General features: G+C 37.2%; 14 protein-coding genes. 6 read left to right on the top strand and 8 right to left on the bottom strand.

Annotated elements, in window-relative coordinates:
• The first annotated feature begins 117 nt into the window (after positions 1-117).
• Positions 118-1,803, top strand: coding sequence for a DUF262 domain-containing protein (locus tag B3209_RS06715; protein ID WP_296690265.1), 1,686 nt, complete (start codon positions 118-120; stop codon positions 1,801-1,803).
• Positions 1,804-1,878: 75 nt separating this feature from the next.
• Positions 1,879-3,387 (top strand): tetratricopeptide repeat protein, encoded by a 1,509-nt coding sequence (locus B3209_RS06710; RefSeq protein ID WP_296690263.1) that lies wholly within the window; start codon positions 1,879-1,881, stop codon positions 3,385-3,387.
• Positions 3,388-3,959: 572 nt separating this feature from the next.
• Here the strand turns inward: B3209_RS06710 and B3209_RS06705 are convergent.
• The 4 genes from B3209_RS06705 to B3209_RS06690 form a co-directional block, all read right to left on the bottom strand.
• Complete coding sequence (locus B3209_RS06705) at positions 3,960-4,601, bottom strand: hypothetical protein (RefSeq protein ID WP_296690261.1); 642 nt, start codon at positions 4,599-4,601, stop codon at positions 3,960-3,962.
• Position 4,602: 1 nt separating this feature from the next.
• On the bottom strand, positions 4,603-5,040 hold the full coding sequence (locus B3209_RS06700; protein ID WP_296690259.1) for a hypothetical protein: 438 nt from the start codon (positions 5,038-5,040) through the stop codon (positions 4,603-4,605).
• A gap of 502 nt (positions 5,041-5,542) precedes the next feature.
• A complete protein-coding gene (locus B3209_RS06695; RefSeq protein ID WP_296690257.1) occupies positions 5,543-6,421 on the bottom strand; it encodes a phosphoribosylaminoimidazolesuccinocarboxamide synthase in 879 nt (292 codons plus the stop codon).
• Between the two features lie 29 nt (positions 6,422-6,450).
• Positions 6,451-7,095: a formate/nitrite transporter family protein gene (locus B3209_RS06690; RefSeq protein WP_296690255.1), complete on the bottom strand. Its 645-nt coding sequence runs from the start codon at positions 7,093-7,095 to the stop codon at positions 6,451-6,453.
• 247 nt (positions 7,096-7,342) lie between these two features.
• Here B3209_RS06690 and B3209_RS06685 point away from each other — a divergent pair, with 247 nt between their 5' ends.
• Positions 7,343-9,361, top strand: coding sequence for a 4-alpha-glucanotransferase (locus tag B3209_RS06685; RefSeq protein ID WP_296690251.1), 2,019 nt, complete (start codon positions 7,343-7,345; stop codon positions 9,359-9,361).
• A gap of 27 nt (positions 9,362-9,388) precedes the next feature.
• A complete protein-coding gene (locus B3209_RS06680; protein WP_296690247.1) occupies positions 9,389-13,033 on the top strand; it encodes an alpha-amylase family glycosyl hydrolase in 3,645 nt (1,214 codons plus the stop codon).
• Here the strand turns inward: B3209_RS06680 and B3209_RS06675 are convergent.
• Positions 12,999-14,318 (bottom strand): pyridoxal-phosphate dependent enzyme, encoded by a 1,320-nt coding sequence (locus B3209_RS06675; protein ID WP_296690244.1) that lies wholly within the window; start codon positions 14,316-14,318, stop codon positions 12,999-13,001. The two genes, B3209_RS06680 and B3209_RS06675, sit on opposite strands and share 35 nt — an antisense overlap.
• An 88-nt stretch (positions 14,319-14,406) precedes the next feature.
• Positions 14,407-14,625, bottom strand: a complete 219-nt coding sequence (locus tag B3209_RS06670) for a hypothetical protein (protein WP_296690242.1) — start codon at positions 14,623-14,625, stop codon at positions 14,407-14,409.
• Positions 14,626-14,693: 68 nt separating this feature from the next.
• Here B3209_RS06670 and hisH point away from each other — a divergent pair, with 68 nt between their 5' ends.
• Positions 14,694-15,341, top strand: a complete 648-nt coding sequence (gene hisH / locus B3209_RS06665; RefSeq protein WP_296664667.1) for an imidazole glycerol phosphate synthase subunit HisH — start codon at positions 14,694-14,696, stop codon at positions 15,339-15,341.
• Between the two features lies 1 nt (position 15,342).
• Positions 15,343-16,110: an imidazole glycerol phosphate synthase subunit HisF gene (gene hisF / locus B3209_RS06660; RefSeq protein ID WP_296690238.1), complete on the top strand. Its 768-nt coding sequence runs from the start codon at positions 15,343-15,345 to the stop codon at positions 16,108-16,110.
• 8 nt (positions 16,111-16,118) lie between these two features.
• Here the strand turns inward: hisF and pyk are convergent, their stop codons facing one another.
• Together pyk and queD are read right to left on the bottom strand one after the other, a co-directional pair.
• Positions 16,119-17,918: a pyruvate kinase gene (pyk, locus tag B3209_RS06655; protein WP_296690234.1), complete on the bottom strand. Its 1,800-nt coding sequence runs from the start codon at positions 17,916-17,918 to the stop codon at positions 16,119-16,121.
• Between the two features lie 19 nt (positions 17,919-17,937).
• Entirely contained in the window at positions 17,938-18,324 is a 387-nt protein-coding gene (gene queD, locus B3209_RS06650) for a 6-carboxytetrahydropterin synthase QueD (RefSeq protein ID WP_296690231.1), read from the bottom strand.
• Between the last annotated feature and the right edge of the window lie 29 nt (positions 18,325-18,353).

The following is an 18,353-nucleotide window of genomic DNA, read 5'->3' as shown; positions in this document are numbered from 1 at the left end:
TCCAGAAGTTCAGATTTCAAAACTGGCAGATGAGGCTCTCGCCGTAAACTTGTAATTTAGAGGACTGGAGGGTCCATAAAAAAGTGTCAACCTGATTGACAAAAAACATAGGAGCAAATGACTGAACATAAAGAAGGTTCGATAACAATTAATGATGCTTTGAAAAACATAAAAAGTGGAAAATATATAATGCCAGCATTTCAGCGTCAATATGTTTGGGAAATGGCAAGAATCGAAAAGTTATGGGATTCTATTTTGTTAGGCTATCCAATATCAACATTTCTTTTTTGGCATATTGATGAATCAAATGTTTCAAGTGATACATTATTTTGTAATTTTCTTGGAGATGTTTCATTTGATAGTAAGAAACAGGTTGATAATATTAATTATCGGACAAGCCCAATAAATTTTTCGAAAAGTGATACTGCGATTCTTGATGGACAACAGAGATTAACGTCTCTTTTACTTTCTTTATTTTATACAGCAAGAATAAGACAATGGCATTCTAAACGTTCAAATCCAGATGAACGTTTGTCGATGCTTGTAATAGAATTGAATGAAAATATTGCTCAGCTTTCTGATGAAGATTTTAATACTAAAAAATATGATATTCGTTGGACTGAGAAAGTTGCACGTCTTAGTCCTACTCAATTTGATATTAAGAAAATAATGAATTATGATTTTGAAAATAAAGATACTCGTGAAACAAAAATAGAAGAGACTGTAAAAAATGTACCATCGGAAAGTAAAGAATATGCTAGGAATATTTTGAAAACACTTTGCAGTAAAATATATGATGAACCTCTTATACGATTTACAGAAATTTTTAATATGAACCAAGATGATGCACTTGAAATGTTTGTTCGCTTCAATAGTGGTGGAAGACCTTTAAAAAAATCAGAAATTACTATGTCTATTTTAGGTGTGTACTGGCCAAATGCAAAAGATTATTTTCACCGAATTTTGACTGGAACCTATAAGGATTTTCATGAAGATTTTATCATCCGTACAGCACTCATGTTATATGGTGATGTTGCAAAATCTAATATTAATAAGAAAACTTCGGATGGATTAAAGAATCATTGGAATGATTTTGTGAAAGCACTTCAAAATTTAGAAGAAGTTTTGGAATATTTAAAAATTGATATAAATAGATTTTCAAGTAGTTGGAATGTGCTTTTGCCAATAATATATGTTATTTATAATAACCCAGATTACAGAAACTGTATTACAGGTATAAGTTTCTATCTTGTACGAGCAATTTTGTTTTCATATTTTAAATCAGGAACCACAGGTAAACTTCAACAAATGAGAAGTTATATAAATAATTTCGATTTGGAATTATCAATTGATTTACTTGAACAAGTTCCTGAATTAAGAGTAACAGATGCTCGTATTGAAGATATATTAATGTGTGAAAAGGGAAGTAAATTAGCAGGTGAAGTTTTATATTATTTAGGTAAAGATTGGATAAGACCAGAAACTGCATATGAACAGGATCATATACATCCATTGAATAGTTTTAATTCTGTTCCTTTTGGAATGGAAATGGGAAAGTTGGCTGAATACAGAAAATTATGTAATAGGCTTCCAAATATAGAATTGCTAGATGCTGGAAGTAATGGTAAAAAAACAGGAATGTTGCTGCGTGATTGGTATAACAGTTTGCTTCCAAATGAACAAGATGAATTTAAATTACATGGAATAATACCCGAGGAATCAATGGAAATTGAAGATTTTGAAGTATTTTATGAAAAAAGAAAAGAAATGTTGATGGGGAAGATAAAAAATTTGTTGGGATAATTCTCATAATAAAATTTCAATGCGACAATGCCTTTGTTCTGATTTTTTTGAAATAAAATATTAAGGAAAATATAAATGAACGATAAACACTTTTATGGTATGACAGATGATGAGTTATTTGATTTTGTAAAAAAATGTAAAAATGACAATGAAGAGTTTAAAAATTTATTGAAATTAAAGAATACAGAAATCATTAATCTTTTTATTAAGATATGTAAAAATTTTGAAGGTGCTTCCATAAAATCGTTTATTTATGCAACGTCTAATACAAATTCAAGAAGTTTAAGCAAAAAAACAAATTTTATAAGGCTTACTCTTGGTGTAAATACATTTCTTCCAGGACTTAGATATGGAGAAACCTACTATAATGAGGCATGCTTGGTTTTTACAGATTTGATGGAATTGAGATATGTTCCTGTTGGAATAAACGAATATGCAGAAATTTCTATTGATAAATTCTCTGTTGAGAATAATAACTATTGTATTTTTCAATGCCATAAAAAAGATGATGCTCAAAAAATCTTTTATATAAAGTCAAAGGATGTTTTTGTTGAAGATTTTATAAGTAAAGATAGGAATAGCATGAAAGATGCTAGATGGTTTTATGGTAATAAGAGATATGAAGAATGTATCAATGAATTAAAAAAGAATTATTCTCAACTTGATTCTGATGCAGGTGCTAATAATTTGATGGGACTTTGTTATAATAATTTGAAAAATTGCAATGATGCTGTTTTTTATTATAATAGGGCAATAGAATTAAATGGAGAAAATCCTGTTTATTTTTATAATAAAGCTTGTACATTATATTTTTCAGGATTAATTAATGAGGCATTAAAAAATTTTAACAAAGCATTGTCTTTGGAGGTGAATGAAAGTTTTGCGAGAGAAACAACAAAGAAGATTATTGATATTGTGGATGCAAAAATGTATGTATTTAACAACTCTTTGCTTATAGGAGATAATGTAAAAAAATTTCTTGAATATATATTCTATTTTGATACTGTTATTAATTTAAAATATTGCTTTGTTGAATATAAAGAAAAATTTATAGAGTACAAAAAAGAAACTGTTTGCTATTTTATAGAAAGAATAAAAAACTATCCAATGCATTATACATCTAATTACTCAGATGATGAATATGAGCGTATAAAAATGTGTAATGCAGTTTTAAGTGTTTCTGGTATTACACAAGAACAAATAAAAATTTGTAAAGAAATTTTGAAAGAGTGTGAAAATACTATTCAAAGAGAGTTTGAATGGGAAAAGTTAGAAAAAGTAAGAAATGATGTTGCTTCAATGATTTATTCATTAGCAGGGAAATGTCATAGTGCTAAAGAAATAGAAAAAGTAGTATTAGAAAAATATCCTAAATATGATAGCATTGAACTTATTAAAAAAATTAGAAGTGCTTTGTTTGAAGAAAAAAAATCTATGGTTTTTGATTTGGTTAATGAAAGATGTTATTCTGCAGAAGAAATAAAGAATATTGTAAAAACAAATATTCCTGATTGTGATGAAAAAGAACTTGAGAGTTTTGTAAATTTTTTGTTAAAAAAACAAAGCGATGATATAAAGATTTAAAATTTAATAGGTCACAAAATTCGAGTTTTGCAACAGATGAACTAAACGGCAAGAACCACTTCTGTGCGTCTTCAATAAGATGAAACAAAAAGTCAGAAATGCTATAAAAAGATGTGCCTGGATATTCCTGTCGCTTCTTGCGCGATGGTAAATCAGGTTGTAGTTCATCTTCATGACAGACCAGACATTTTCAATCCGGTTGCTTTGTTTGTGACCTTCAAAAATTCTCGTAGTTCGTGAGAGCAGGAAAATATGAGATGTAATGCTCCCTAGCGTTTTTGTGGAAAATCTTGAGATCCTCGGTTCTGTCGAATATACGGATAAGGTTCAGTGACACTACATCCGCAATTTACATTCTTCGTTTCGGACTGCGTCTGCCATAGTAAAGCGAGAGGTTCTTTTCCCTGGCAGAAGTTTCAAGAAACCTATGGATAAAGTCGTCAACAATGTGATATAATGTGATTAGGCTGTTTTCAGTTATGGCATCTCTCCGTTGTTTTGTTTGTAGTAATTCAAGATTTTACAGAGAATGCCTTTTTTGTAAATTCATCTAAAACTCGAAATTTGACCTTTTAAAAAACTAGTTGTTGGCTTCGATATTGTTTATCTTCTGCTTCTTTTCTAAGTTCTTCTTCTTGAGCTTTCTTCTTGTTAATATTAAAAAGCTCTGTTGCTTTATTAGAAAAAACAAAAATATCGCCAACATCACTTCCAGAAAGAAAAACTTCTTTATTTTCTAGAATCCAATGACATACCCTTACAATTGTTGGGGAATACAAATTTCCAATAGAATAATCTTCTTTTATAAATTTATTTCCATAATTAGTTACAGCTGAATTGTATACCGTTTCATAATCAATATCCCAAGAAACTTTGACACCAGAAAGTTTTCTGTTATAAAAATAAAATTGAATATTTCCTCTCCAATCACCATGTTGTCTGTATTGAGATTGTCTCGAGTTATATGTAATAACATATTCAGGCGTAGGAAAATGAGCGGAGTCTTCTCGATAATGAAAAGGTCCATTGTCTAACCATTTATACTCTGGAGTAAATTCCTTTGTTAAATTTTCTCCATTACATCCAAAAAGTTTATTTCCTTTGGCATAAACTTGTTCAATTGTCATATCATCTGTAAATCCATTCCATAATTCTTCTGCAAAAATATTACAAGTAATAAAAATTGATAAAACAAATACTAAAATTCTTTTCATGCTAACCTCGTTTCTTATTATATTTTGTTGAATGTTGATCAAGTAAAAGTTTTTTCCATTTTTTGCTTTTTTCTATCTCGCAGAAATAAATATGAAATCGATTATTATTTAAGAATTCTAAATATACTGCGTTATTTATTCTGCAATTTGTTGACTGTCCATCATTTTCACAATTTCTTTTAGATATATGTCCAAAACCGATATTAAACTGTTTGTAAATATTTATTGAATTTCCAATATATTCAATTTCGTTATTCAAGGTCCAAAGGTAAATTCCTTCTTTTTGTGGAAAAGAAACATTAAAAAAGCAATAATTTTTATTATTTATTTCCACAGATAGTATAGTTCCAGAATCTTCATCTATTTTAGGATTTATAGAACCTAAAAAAAGAAATTCGAAATTAATTTCTTTGCAATTTAAGACAATTTTTTCTTCCATGACTTGTCCTTTCCACCGTTTTTTTATATCACATCTAACAGAGAAAAACAATTCTCTGGCTTTAAAAGATGTTCTTTTGTTAAAAAACTTCCTGAAAAATCGCGGGCGATGGATTTGATAATCTAGGATTTTATTGATTCAGTATATTTAGATTCAATTTTGGGTTTTACAAAAAAACATATGCCTTAAGTGTTCTTCCTTTGGTAACAAGCTTGTTATTCCGTGCTTGTCACGGCAATCATATGCATATTCTCAGCAGATTATCGAGTCAAGCTCGATAATGACAGTTGGGTCAAATGTCGAGTTTTTTTCAAAATCAACAAATTGAATAAGTGGAAAGAAAAAGAAAGCGGCAACCGAGCCATTCTGAGCGCTGGCAAGCAATTTTTTAAGAAAATTGCGCAGTCCGATACTGATTACGCTCAGCATAAGATAGCTTTGCTATCTAGCGGATTGACGTGCTTTTTCTTGCAACTTATTCAGTTTTTATTCTGCTTGCAAATTATTTATGGCAAATTTTTTCTTCGCATTCCTTGTAGATTGCAGCGGTCTTAGCAACAACATCTGCAGGAAGCTCCTTGATGTTCGGGTCGCCGGCAAGGTTGTTTTCTTTCAGCCAGTCGCGCACAAACTGCTTGTCGTAAGAAGCAGGGCTTCCGCCAACTTTGTATTTGCTCAAATCCCAGAAGCGGCTTGAATCTGGAGTCAGAACTTCGTCGCCAAGCACAAGCTCGCCGTTTTCATCCAAGCCGAATTCAAACTTTGTGTCTGCAATAATAATTCCGTTCTTGTAAGCGTGTTCGTAGCACTTTTTGTAGATTGCAAGCGCGGCTTTTTCAATTTTTGTTCCAAGCTCCTCGCCCAAATCTTTTTTCATGTAATCCAAAGTCACGTTGATGTCGTGGCCTTCAGCGGCTTTTGTGGAAGGAGTTACAATCGGCTCGTCAAGTTTTTCTGCCTGCTGGTATTCCTTTTCAAACTTGTGGCCAAGGAACGGCTCGCCTTTTTTGTATGCTTCGTACATTGAACCGAACATATATCCGCGCACAATAACTTCGTAAGGAATCATCTTGAGTTTTTTTACAAGTATTGTTCTTCCTTCAAATTCAGGCTTCTGGAATTCAGCCGGCATATCCTTTAAATCTGAAGAAATCATGTGGTTTTTTACAATGTCTTTTGTGTAGTCAAACCAGAAATTCGCAAGAGCGTTCAGAACCTTGCCTTTGTCTGTAATCATAGTTGGAAGAATAACGTCAAACGCGCTAATCCGGTCTGTTGTAACAATGACCATTCTTCCATCTTCCAAGTCATAAACTTCGCGGACTTTTCCGCTAGCATATTTTTTCATATATTGAACTCCTGTTTTATAGAACGAAAGCATTATAAATCTTTTGCTGATTTGAATTCAAGTTAGTTTGTGTTCTGTAAAAATCCTTTCTTTGCAAGCGGAACTAGCATTCCTCCCATTGCATTTCCCAATGTCATTATAATCAGGCAGGAAAAGTTGTGAAAAGACCAAGTGCGGGAAACTGAAAAATAGAACATATCGGCAATGCTGTGCTCAAATCCGCTTAAAATGAACGCCATTACAGGAAGAAAAATTGCCAGAACTTTTCCAACAGGATTTTCAATTGTCTTGAATCCGTCCGCGGCAATGAACATGAGAATTCCGCAGAAAAATGACAGAACAAGAAGACTTGACGGCGTGTCTGCTGATTTTACCGCGCACATTGCGGCTGCCTTTTGCGCTATTGAGTTTGCCCTTGTGCAAAGAATGAGGGAGGCAAAAACAAATGTTCCTGCAAAGTTTCCAAGCCATATTAAAGCGACTTCTGCAATGTATGAAGGCTTTTTTTCAACAATGTAGCCGACTTTGCCGGTGTAAAGATAAAAGCCGAAGTTCAGAATTATAAAAAGTCCTGTTCCAAATAAAAATGCGCCTGCGATTTTGTTTTCGCACGAAAGAAATGCTGTTGCGCCAATTCCGATTGCAATTCCAGTCATAAAAGAGCGCAAGATAATGTTCAGCAATTTTGATTTAATTGAATTTTCCATGCGCCGATTCTACTTTTTTTTGTGATTTTTGTCTTTAGCGGAATATAATAAAATTCTTTTCTTGTGCAAAATAAATTGTAAATTTTTTATTGTATGATATACTTAGATAGTTTCAAATGTTTTCGTCTTTAAAGACGATTTATTTAGGGTTTATAAAAACCGTAAAAACGGCTGAGTCAAGGTCTTGAGCGTAAGCGTGCCTTGACCAGACGTATTTTTATTAGAATTATTGAAATAGGTTTAAATTATGAAAAAAAGAACCGGTGTTGTAGTTCCGCTTTCGGCATTGTACACAAAAGACTGCGCTGCCTGCGGAGATTTTCTTGCATTGAAAAATCTTGCTGACTTCTGCGAAAAGGCTGGCTTTTCTGTTGTTCAGCTTCTTCCTGTGAATGATACGGGAACTCAGTCTTCGCCTTATTCTGGGCTTTCTGCGTTTGCGCTTCATCCGCTTTTTATAAGAATTAATGCATTGCCGGAATTTGAAGCGGCTTTAAAGGGAAGCAAGCAGTTTTCTTCGGCGTACAAGAATTTTGAAAAGAATTTTACATATAAACGGCGGTTCGACTATGACGCTGTCGTGAATGAAAAAAATCAGCTTTTGCATCTTTTGTACAATTATATAGAAAAAATTTCTGCAAAATCAGAAAACGAATCTATGCAGAAGCTTCCGGCTCAAATGGAAAAATTTATTTGCGCAAACAATTGGATTATTCCTTATGCGGTTTTCAAGAACATAAAAGACGAAAATATGCAGGCTTCCTGGAAAAGCTGGGACGAGCAAGTGCGCAACGTAAGCCGCGAAAAAATCATGCTCAAATGGAACAACAAAGCAAAAAAATCTAGCCACAATTTCTTTGTTTGGTGCCAGATGCGTGCAAGCGAACAGTTTAAAGAAAGCGCGGAATATCTTCGCTCAAAAGGAATAATTTTAAAAGGCGACATTCCGATTTTGATGAATGAAGACAGCGTTGACTGCTGGACTTATCCTGAATTCTTTAGACAGGACTTGCGCGCCGGTTCTCCGCCAGATGGAGAAAATCCTCTTGGACAAAGCTGGGGATTTCCGACTTATGACTGGGAGCGGCTTGAAGCAGACGGATTTGCCTGGTGGAAAGACAGAATAAAAGTTTCATCTCAATATTATGATGCATTCCGCATTGACCACGTTCTGGGCTTTTTTAGAATTTGGGCAACAAAGGAGTCTGAAACAACCGCTTACCTTGGACACACAGTTCCGTATTCTGATTTTTCAAGAAAGGAATTGAATGACTTGGGATTTTCTGACGACAGAATAAAGTGGATTTCTGAGCCGCACATTCCGACTGGGCTTATTGAAGACATAACTTGGAACCATGACGAGGCGGTTGCGTTCCTTGAGCAAGTTTGCGACCGTGTGAACAACGAGGAGCTTTGGAACTTTAAAAAAGAAATTTCTGGCGACAAGGAAATTTATTCCAAGAAGTTCTGTGATGATGAGCGTAAAGATTCCGCAGTGAAAAATGCGCTTGCTGAAAAATGGCGCGACCGTTCATTGATTCAGATTAAAAAAGACAGATTCATAAAAGTCTTTACATTTGAAAAATCTTCAGCATGGAAAACTTTAAGCTGGGACGAGCAGGAAAAATTGAAAAATCTTTTTGCCCAGACGGAAGAAAAAGAAAACGAACTTTGGAAACAGCAGGCACTCTCTACTTTGGGCGCGATTGTTCATGCTTCTGACATGATTCCTTGCGCAGAAGACTTGGGCGTTAATTTAAAAGTTATGCCGGAAGTTCTTCAGAAACTTGAAATTCTTTCGCTTAAAGTTGTGCGCTGGTGCCGCGAATGGGAAAAAGACGGGCAGCCTTACATTCCGTTTGACCAGTATCCGGCTTTGAGTGTTGCCACAACTTCTGTGCATGACAGTTCAACTTTGCGCCAATGGTGGAATTCTGAAAAAGACAGCGTAAGAGCATTTTTGTCTGCGCTCAAAACTGAAAACTGCCCTGATGCCAATTCAGCCTTTACTCCTGACATAGCGGAATTTATTTTGAAGACTGTTGCAAAATGCGCAAGTTCACTTCTTATAAATCCGCTTCAGGATTATCTGTTCCTTGAGCATTGCTTTTATCTTGAAAATGAAAATGACGAGCGCATAAATGTTCCGGGCAGTGTAAATAGTTTTAACTGGACTTATAGAATTCCTGCTTCAGTTGAAGAAATGTCTGAAAACAAATCTTTGATGAACAAGATAAAAACTGTAATTCAGCTGCACGACAAATAAAATAAAACTTTTTTATTGGAGTTAAATATGAAGATTTCTTACAATGAATTTCACATAAGCCGGAAAGTAAGAGAAGAATGCAATTTTGACGAATCTCTTTTTTCTTCTGCCGGAAATGTTGTTTTTGCAAATTTCAAGGCTGTGCATAAATTTCAGACAAAACTGAACGAGCTTTTTGACGAACGCGGTCAAAGTGAAAAAAAAGTTTCCGCAGGTTCTTTGAACGCAATGGGACTTATCGATGAAATTTTCCATTACGTCTGCATGATTTATAGAAGAGACAAAACACCTGATTGCTTTAAAAATCTTCTTGCTGACCTGGACAGAAATTTTTCAAAAGCCAAGATTGACAAATTGTTTTTGCAGTTCATGGAAGATTTTCCTCCTGTTGAAGTGTTTAAAAAGAAAATTTCCGCGGAAGAATTTTTAGATCAGAACTGCATTGATGCCGGCACAAAAATGGAGCGTTCAAACCGTGAGCAAGTTTTGGAAGAACTTGTAATGCTTCACCTTGCAAATGAAAATCCTGCGTTTCATCCGTTTGCAATTTTGTTTGATGATTCAAATCTTGCCGCCAACGCTGACTACATTAAAACTTGGAATCAGATTAAGGCGTTCTTTTTGACTCAGCCTGTTTTTGGTCCTAAAAACAATTCGCTTATAAATATGCTTAAAGAACCAGTTGTTGCTTCTCCGACTTCTTTAAAAGGCCAGCTGGATTATATCCGCACTTACTGGAGCGATGTTCTTGGCGAATGGATTCGTCGTCTTCTTGAGGGAATCGATACAATTTCCGAGGAAGAAAAAGCTGCCTGGCATCCTACAAACGGCGGCGAGGTTTCTATGGAAGCCTACACTTACGATGAAGAAAATCTGATGAAAGAATACGAGAGATTCAGTCCTGACCGTGAATGGATGCCGAAAGTTGTTTTGATGGCAAAGACTGTTCTTGTATGGCTTTATCAGCTTTCTAAAAAATACAACCGCGATATTTCACGTCTTGACCAAATTCCAGATGAAGAGCTTGATGCTTTGCGTGATGAAGGATTTACGGGGCTTTGGTTGATTGGACTTTGGGAACGCAGTTATGCTTCAAAAAGAATCAAGCAGATAAACGGAAATCCAGAGGCGGCCGCTTCAGCATATTCTTTGCTAGACTATGAAATTGCAGGAAACCTTGGCGGATGGCAGGCTTTGGAAAATCTTCGCTACAGATGCTGGATCCGCGGAATTCGCCTTGCAAGCGACATGGTTCCAAATCACACTGGAATGGACGGAACTTGGGTTGTAGAACATCCTGATTATTTTATAACAACAAAGGAATGTCCGTTTCCGGGCTACACTTTTAACGGAGAAAATTTGAGCCGAGATGGTCGTGTTTCAATTTACCTTGAAGACCATTACTATTCAAAAAGCGACTGTGCGGTTTGCTTTAAACGTGTGGACAATGCGACAGGAGACGTTACTTATATTTACCACGGAAACGACGGAACTGGAATGCCTTGGAATGACACTGCTCAAATTGACTTTTTGAATCCAGTTGCGCGCGAAGCCGTTATGCAGCAGATTTTAAAAGTTGCCCGGAACTTCCCGATTATCAGGTTTGACGCCGCAATGGTTCTTGCAAAAAAACATATACGCCGCCTTTGGTATCCGGAGCCAGGACATGGAGGAGACATTGCAAGCCGCAGCCGTTATGCTTTGACTTCTGCGGAATTTGAAAAACGTATTCCAAATGAATTCTGGCGCGAAGTTGTTGACCGTTGCGCTCAGGAAATGCCGGACACGCTTTTGCTTGCTGAAGCATTCTGGATGATGGAAGGATATTTTACACGAACTCTTGGAATGCACCGTGTTTACAATTCCGCATTTATGAATATGCTTAAAAAGGAAGAAAACCAGAAGTACCGCGACACTGTAAAAAATACAATCAAATTTGATCCGCAGATTCTAAAGCGTTTCGTAAACTTTATGAATAATCCGGACGAAGAAACTGCCGTGGCTCAGTTTGGAAAAGGCGACAAGTATTTTGGAGTCTGCACACTGATGATTACAATGCCTGGTCTTCCGATGTTCGGACACGGTCAGCTTGAAGGCTTTGAAGAAAAGTACGGCATGGAATACACAAGAGCCTACAAAGATGAAAAAGTTGATCAGGATTTGATGAACCGTCATTGGCACGATATTTTCCCTCTTATGCACAAGCGTTATCTTTTTGCGCCTGTTGAAAACTTTTTGTTCTATGATGTTTGGGACAATGGAACTGTAAACGAAAATATCTTTGCTTACTCAAATGTTGTTGGCAACGAACGCACAATTGTTTTCTATAATAATAAGTATGACCGCGCTCAAGGCTGGATAAAGCAATCGTGCGAGTACGCTGTAAAAACTGGTTCAGATGAAAATGACAAAGTGATGGTTTCAAAATCTTTGGCTGAAAGCATGGGATTTACTTATGGCTATAACCACTATGTAATTTTCCGTGAGCACAGAAGCGGACTTTGGTTTGTGCGCAGAAGCGATGACTTGATTAACAACGGAATGTTTGTTGCTCTTAACGGCTTTGAGTATCAAGTTTATCTTGATGTGCAGCAGGTTGTTGACGGCGCGGACGGAAAATACTTTAAACTTAATGAGCTTTTGAGTGGCTCTGGTGTTCCTGACCTTGAAATTGCATGGCAGGAATTCTGCTACAAGGATTTGTTTGCTGCCCTAAGGAATTTTGTTACAAAAGAATTTATTCAGGACATTCACGCTTTGTTCTCTTGTGATTCTTCAAAAGAATTCAAACTTGAAAACAAAGAGCCTGTGTCGCTTAAAAAACTTCTAAAGTCTGTAAAAGAAGCTGCGCTTGCTTACTACGAAAAAGAAAACGAGTTTGCGCTTGAAGAAGAAAAACTTGCGTCTGAAAATTCCAAGAAGAAATCGAAATCAAAAAAGTCCGAATCGCCTCTTGAGCCTGAGCAGAAATTCAAGGCATTTGAAAAGTGCGTTGAATATTTGTACGAAGCTTATTTTGCGCCGGAAGATGAAGATTCTGCAAACAACCTTGAGCTTGAAATTTCTTCTGGAATCAAGTCGAATGAATTCAGCGCAGAAATTTTATGTGCCTTTGCAGCAGTTGCTTCCGCTGGTGGTGAAAACTGCAAGAAGTGGGGCTATAGCCGCAAGCTTTCAGAGATAATTGAAAGCGCAGGTTTCTTTAATTCAGAAATGAGAAACAATTTTATCCGCATTTTTGAAAGCATGAAGATAAGTAGCTTAAACTTTGGAACTTCTGGATTTGTAAAGTCAACATACACTGTGGCAAAATCGCTTGTAGATTCTGAAAATTCATTTGTTCTTACAGGCGCAAATGAATTCAATGGAGTGCGCTGGTTCAACAAGGAAAAGATGGACGCCACGCTTTGGTATTCTTTTGCTTCTAACTGCATGACAAGCAAAAGAATTCTCCGCGAGCAGATTTTCAGGCTTTACAGAACTTTGTTTGCTTCAAAGGAACTTGCTGAATACAAGTGCGAGCAGTTTACAGAAGCCGTAAAGCCCGTAAAGATGCCAGCTCCAAAAACAGAGAAGGCAAAAGCAAAAAAATCTTCCGCGGAAAAAACTGATGCCAAAAAGCCAGCTGCAAAAAAAACTAAGAAAGATTCAAAGAGTTCAAAATCGAAATAACTGAATCTGTATCACCCGGGGCAATTGGAGCTTTGTCAAGTTTGACAGGCTTAAATGCCTCGATGATATTGTTTGGTATTGCAAGAGATTCCCCTAAGTTGTGCATAAGAAAATCTTTGCTAAGCGCAGGCGAGTCTCTTGCAACAAGAACAACTGCTCCGTCTTCTTCCGCGGCAATGTCGCTTCTTTTTAGAACTGCCGCATAAGCTGCCGCTGTGTCGTGGTCTGCATAGACTTTGTATTGCATAAAGAGTTTTTTGCAGGCCGCTTCAACTTCCTTTTCTGAAACTGCCGCTGGGTAAACAAAACTTCTAAGCATAAGTGAGTTCGCCTTGAAAATCTGTTCAAGCCTTTCTATGTTTGAAGGTGAAGCCGGATCTGCAGGCGTGCGCTTTTCAAGAGAAACCATGCTGTTCATAACCATGCAGTTTCCGCCAGCATCAAGAGTTAGTTCCGGTGTGGAAGGAACAATGAATCCATTTACAGGAAGTGCCATTCTCCAGCCGTAAAGTCCTGAAACAAGATTTCCGTAGTTGCCAGCAGGAACTGCATAAAAAATGTCTCCGTTTATAATTTCTTTGAGCCTTGAAAATGCGAATGTGTAGAAAAATGACTGCGGTAAAAGACGGCCGATGTTTGCTGTGTTTGCTACTGTCAAGCTGAGTTTTTTTACAAGTTGTTTGTCTGAAAAGATTTTCCTTACGATTTTGTGGCAGTCTTGTTCTGTTCCGTCTATTTCAATTGGATAAATATTTCCGCCGTTCCAAACAAAGTTTTTTTCATCGATTCCGCGAAGTTTTCCTTTTGGAGCAAGAAGCACAGATTTTAGAAGTTTTTTTCCGTCGATAGCTTTTGCCATGCACGCTCCGAGTTCGCCTGTGGTTGCATCGAGCAGAATGGCTTTTTTTCCGTCCATTTGTAGAATCGTTTCCAATGCGGAAGTTAAATAAGAAACACCGAAGTCTTTAAAAGTTCCTGTTGCGCCGTGATAAAGCTCAAGAATAAAAAGATTTTTGTCCAGCTGTCTGAAAACAGGATTTTTTGGAAATGCGTGAGTTGCAATGGCTTCGCAGATTACAGGACTGAACTCATCATTTATCATTGCGGAAGTAAGCGCGCCTGCAAGAGAAGCGAATGTTGTTTTTTCGTTTGTATAATAAATCCAGCGGCGCAAATCATCTGTGTCGTCTGGAACGTAAAGCCCGCCGTCAGAAGGAATGCAGTCCAAAACTGCCTGTTTGAATCCTGCGATATTTTGGGCATCACGTGTGCTAAAAAATTTCATTTATGTATCCCCAACCATTTTTATTATTCAAAATAATAACATTTTTAGGGGCTTCTTTCAATTGAAAGACATGATATGAAAAATTTTGCTATTCTTGTTTTTGATGTTCTTCTGGCTTTGGAGCAGGCGCAGAAGTAGTGGCAGGTTTTGTGGCGGCTTTTTTCTTCTTTGGCTTAGGTGGACGTTTTCTGTATCTTACGACATAGTTTCCGAGCGAGATAAAAAAAATTGTAAGAATTGCAGCTGTAATAACGCGTATATCTTTTAAAACTGAAATGCAAAGATTAACAAGAGCCGTAATGTCCATATTGAATTTATCGGCAGTTTTTAATATAAACTTACTTGAAACATTCAATCTTTTGTTGGAGCAAAAAAATGACTGGAATTATAGATTACAATGCTGGAAATATAAAAAGCGTGGAGCATGCGCTTGAATCCATTGGAGCTCCTTATATTCTTTCTGGAAATCCTTGCGATTTAGAAAATGTTGACCGCGTGATTTTTCCCGGAGTAGGAGATGCGGCTTATGCAATGAAGCAGCTTAAGCAGACTGGCTTTGATTCTTTTTTGAAAGACTGGGCGGAATCAGATAAACCGATTTTAGGAATTTGCCTTGGCTCTCAAATTGTGTTTGATTACAGCGAGGAAGGAAATACAGAATGCCTTGGACTTTTAAAGGGAAGCATAAGACATTTTTCTTCTTTAAAGAAAAATGGATTTGACACAAGCTTAAAAGTTCCGCATATAGGATGGAACAATGTTTCGTTTGCAAATGGAGGCTCTCCTCTTTTAAACGGAGTTGCGCAGGATTCAGATTTTTATTTTGTGCATTCCTATGTGATTCAACCGGAAGATTCTTCTATTGTGAAAGGCTATGCGGACTACGGAATAAAAGTTCCTGCCATAGTTGAAAAAGACAACATTGCAGTTTTTCAGTTTCACCCGGAAAAATCAGGAAAGCCCGGACTTAGAATCTTGAAAAACTTTGTAGCTTCTGACCTTTCTGCAAAGGAGGAATTTTAAAATGCTTAAGAAACGAATTATAATCTGCCTTGATGTAAAAGACGGACGCACAACAAAAGGAATAAAATTTCAGAACAATATAGATATTGGTGACCCTGTGGAAATGGCTGCTGAATATTACCGTCAAGGTGTGGATGAGCTTGTGTTTTACGACATAATGGCAAGCGCGCGCGGAAGAGGTCCTATTCTTGATTTGATTGCAAGGGTAGCTTCTCAAGTTTTTATTCCATTTTGTGTTGGCGGCGGAATCGGAACTCTTGATGACATACGCTCTACAATTCTTGCCGGAGCTGAAAAAGTTTCGCTTAATTCTCAGGCTGTAAAAAATCCGGAGCTTATAAAGCAGGGAGCACGCGTTTTTGGAAATCAGTGCATTGTTCTTGGAATGGATGCTGCAAAAGATTCCCAAATGCCAAGTGGCTACAGGGTTTACATTAACGGCGGAAGAACAAAAACAGACCTTGATGCAAGAGAGTGGGCGCAGAAAGCAGTTGAACTTGGTGCTGGCGAAATAGTTTTAAATTCAATTGATGCTGACGGAACAAAAGAAGGCTATGAGCTTAATCTTACAAAAATGATTGCGGAATCTGTGCCTGTTCCTGTAATTGCAAGCGGTGGCGGTGGAACTCCTTCTCATCTTGCAGATGTTCTTACCAAAGGAAAAGCTGATGCTGCCCTTATAGCCTCAATGGTTCATTCAGGAGCGTACACAGTTTCTTCTATAAAGAATGAGCTTTCCAAAGAAGGAATACCTGTAAGGCTTGTTTAAAATTTGCCTTAGCAGATTGCGCCCTCGTAAATAAGTCCCTGTTCTCCGTCTATAGAAACAGAAAGATTGTCTTCAAGAATTTTGCAGGCATCGGGAACATTCTGTATATAGACAAGATTCGGATTTACAAGTTTCAGATTTTCCTCTTGCAAGTCGCTTCCTGATTCAGAAATAACTCCGTCTATAATTCTTAATACTGGAATAAGATCTTCTGTTATTCTTTCGCAAACAAGAATTGTCCTGTGGTTGAGCTTTACACTGTCGCGGATTTCAACAATGTCTTCCGCATGGATTATTCTTCCGCAGATTTTTTGTTTTTCGCTGTTGCAGAATCCGAATGAAGTTCCTCTTGCGATTATGTTTCCAACAACAAGCACTCGAATTGTGTTCACCATTAAAGGACTTGAAAGCGGAATTCCTGCGCACACAACGACTCTATCTGAAAGTTTTACAAGATTGTTTTCAATTGCAAGCTTTACAGCGTTTTGAATCATCATGTCTGAATCTCCTGCGATTCTGCAAAGAACAGGTGTTACGCCCCACTGAATCATAAGCTGCCGCTGAACTTTTTTATCTGGAGTTACTGCAATTACAATTTGCTCCGGCCGGAAGCTTCCAATCATTCTTGCAGTGTTTCCATGCAGTGTCGGAATGATTATTGCCTTTGCCTTTATGTTCTTTGAAAGTTTGTATGCGCTGTGTGCAACCATGTGTCCTACTTCTGTTCCAGGAACATAGTCTGAATCTATTTTTCTCATGTGCTCTTTGTACTCAAGAGAGTCTTCTGTTGTGCGGGCAATCAGCGCCATTGTCTTTACAGATTCCACTGGATATTTTCCGCCAGCAGTTTCCCCTGAAAGCATGAGCGCATCTGTTCCGTCAAAAATTGCGTTTGCGACATCCGTAAGTTCTGCTCTTGTAGGCCGCGGATTTACAATCATTGAGTCGAGCATCTGCGTTGCCGTGATTACAGGTTTGCCGGCGGTATGGCAGCATCTTATAATGGCTTTTTGAGCAAGCGGAATTCTTTCTGTTGGAAGCTGAACTCCCAAGTCTCCTCGCGCAACCATTATTCCGTCAGCCTCTCGCGTAATTTTTTCAATGTTGTTCAAGCCTTCTTCATTTTCAATTTTTGCAATGACACGGGCTTTTGCGCCTACGGATTTTAAGTATTCCTTAATCTGCACAACTTCTTCTGGAAAACTTACAAAACTTGCCGCAACAAAATCAATGTCTTGCGCCGCCCCGAACTTTAAATCTTCCTTGTCTTTTTCCGACATGATTGGAAGCCCTGCATGAACTCCGATTAGGTTTACATTTTTTTTGCTGCCAAAAGTTCCCGCGTTAGAAGCCTTGCATATAATTTCTTCGCCTTCAATCTTCTGAACAACAAGTTCAATCAGTCCATCGGCAATTAAAATTTTTATTCCCGGGGAAAGTTTTTTTGCAGCTTCTTTCCAGGAAATTGAAATTCTGCACGGTTTTCCTTCCGAAGCATTTACGCAAGTGCAGTCATCTGTTGTAACAATTACAGTTTCATCTGCGGAAAGTTTTATATTGTTTGTGCCGTCTATAAGTCCAGTTCGAATTTCAGGGCCTTTTGTGTCCAAAAGAATTGCAACGGGAACATCTATTTCTGCGGAAATTCTGCGCACTCTGTCCATTGCTTGCTTGTGCCAGTCGTAAGTTCCATGCGAAAAGTTAAACCTTGCTATGTTCATTCCTGCTTTTATCATTTCGCGGATTGTGTCGTCGTTGTCGCAGGCAGGTCCGATTGAGCATACGATTTTTGTTTTTCTTGTAAGCATTTTGTTCTCCGATAAAAATTTATTCAGCAATGTATCGCGCGCGGCTTGTTTCTGTTTCAAAAACATCAATTGCATAAAGCCATGCTTTTTTTTCGTCAGTTTTCTTTAGGGAAGGGATTTTTTCTATAATACGATTGTATATGTAAACGGCGATTCTTTCTGCACTTGGGTTTTGGTCAAAGAATTCTATGTCGTTTAAATTTATGTGGTCAATTTCGCCGCAAACTTCCCTAAGCGTTTTTTTCAATTTGGTAAAATCCAACAGCATTCCGCCTTCGTCAAGTTCTGTTCCGCGGACGTGAGCATAAACTTTGTAATTGTGTCCGTGGAGATTTTCGCATTTTCCGTTGTAGTCTCTTAAAAAATGCGCCGCGCTAAAATCAGCAGTAACTCTAACTTCAAACATATCGGTTTTTATTATACAGTTTTTGCCCT

The organism is Treponema sp. UBA6852 (assembly GCA_002449305.1).
In the GTDB taxonomy this organism is placed as follows: Bacteria; Spirochaetota; Spirochaetia; order Treponematales; family Treponemataceae; genus Treponema_D.
Note: the sequence above shows the minus strand (reverse complement) of the source record. Positions and strands in the feature narration are given on the sequence as shown.

Coding starts and splice junctions, on each gene's coding strand:
- B3209_RS06715 (WP_296690265.1), top strand. CDS start 118: ATGACTGAACATAAAGAAGGTTCGATAACAATTAATGATGCTTTGAAA.
- B3209_RS06710 (WP_296690263.1), top strand. CDS start 1,879: ATGAACGATAAACACTTTTATGGTATGACAGATGATGAGTTATTTGAT.
- B3209_RS06705 (WP_296690261.1), bottom strand. CDS start 4,601: ATGAAAAGAATTTTAGTATTTGTTTTATCAATTTTTATTACTTGTAAT.
- B3209_RS06700 (WP_296690259.1), bottom strand. CDS start 5,040: ATGGAAGAAAAAATTGTCTTAAATTGCAAAGAAATTAATTTCGAATTT.
- B3209_RS06695 (WP_296690257.1), bottom strand. CDS start 6,421: ATGCTTTCGTTCTATAAAACAGGAGTTCAATATATGAAAAAATATGCT.
- B3209_RS06690 (WP_296690255.1), bottom strand. CDS start 7,095: ATGGAAAATTCAATTAAATCAAAATTGCTGAACATTATCTTGCGCTCT.
- B3209_RS06685 (WP_296690251.1), top strand. CDS start 7,343: ATGAAAAAAAGAACCGGTGTTGTAGTTCCGCTTTCGGCATTGTACACA.
- B3209_RS06680 (WP_296690247.1), top strand. CDS start 9,389: ATGAAGATTTCTTACAATGAATTTCACATAAGCCGGAAAGTAAGAGAA.
- B3209_RS06675 (WP_296690244.1), bottom strand. CDS start 14,318: ATGAAATTTTTTAGCACACGTGATGCCCAAAATATCGCAGGATTCAAA.
- B3209_RS06670 (WP_296690242.1), bottom strand. CDS start 14,625: ATGGACATTACGGCTCTTGTTAATCTTTGCATTTCAGTTTTAAAAGAT.
- hisH (WP_296664667.1), top strand. CDS start 14,694: ATGACTGGAATTATAGATTACAATGCTGGAAATATAAAAAGCGTGGAG.
- hisF (WP_296690238.1), top strand. CDS start 15,343: ATGCTTAAGAAACGAATTATAATCTGCCTTGATGTAAAAGACGGACGC.
- pyk (WP_296690234.1), bottom strand. CDS start 17,918: ATGCTTACAAGAAAAACAAAAATCGTATGCTCAATCGGACCTGCCTGC.
- queD (WP_296690231.1), bottom strand. CDS start 18,324: ATGTTTGAAGTTAGAGTTACTGCTGATTTTAGCGCGGCGCATTTTTTA.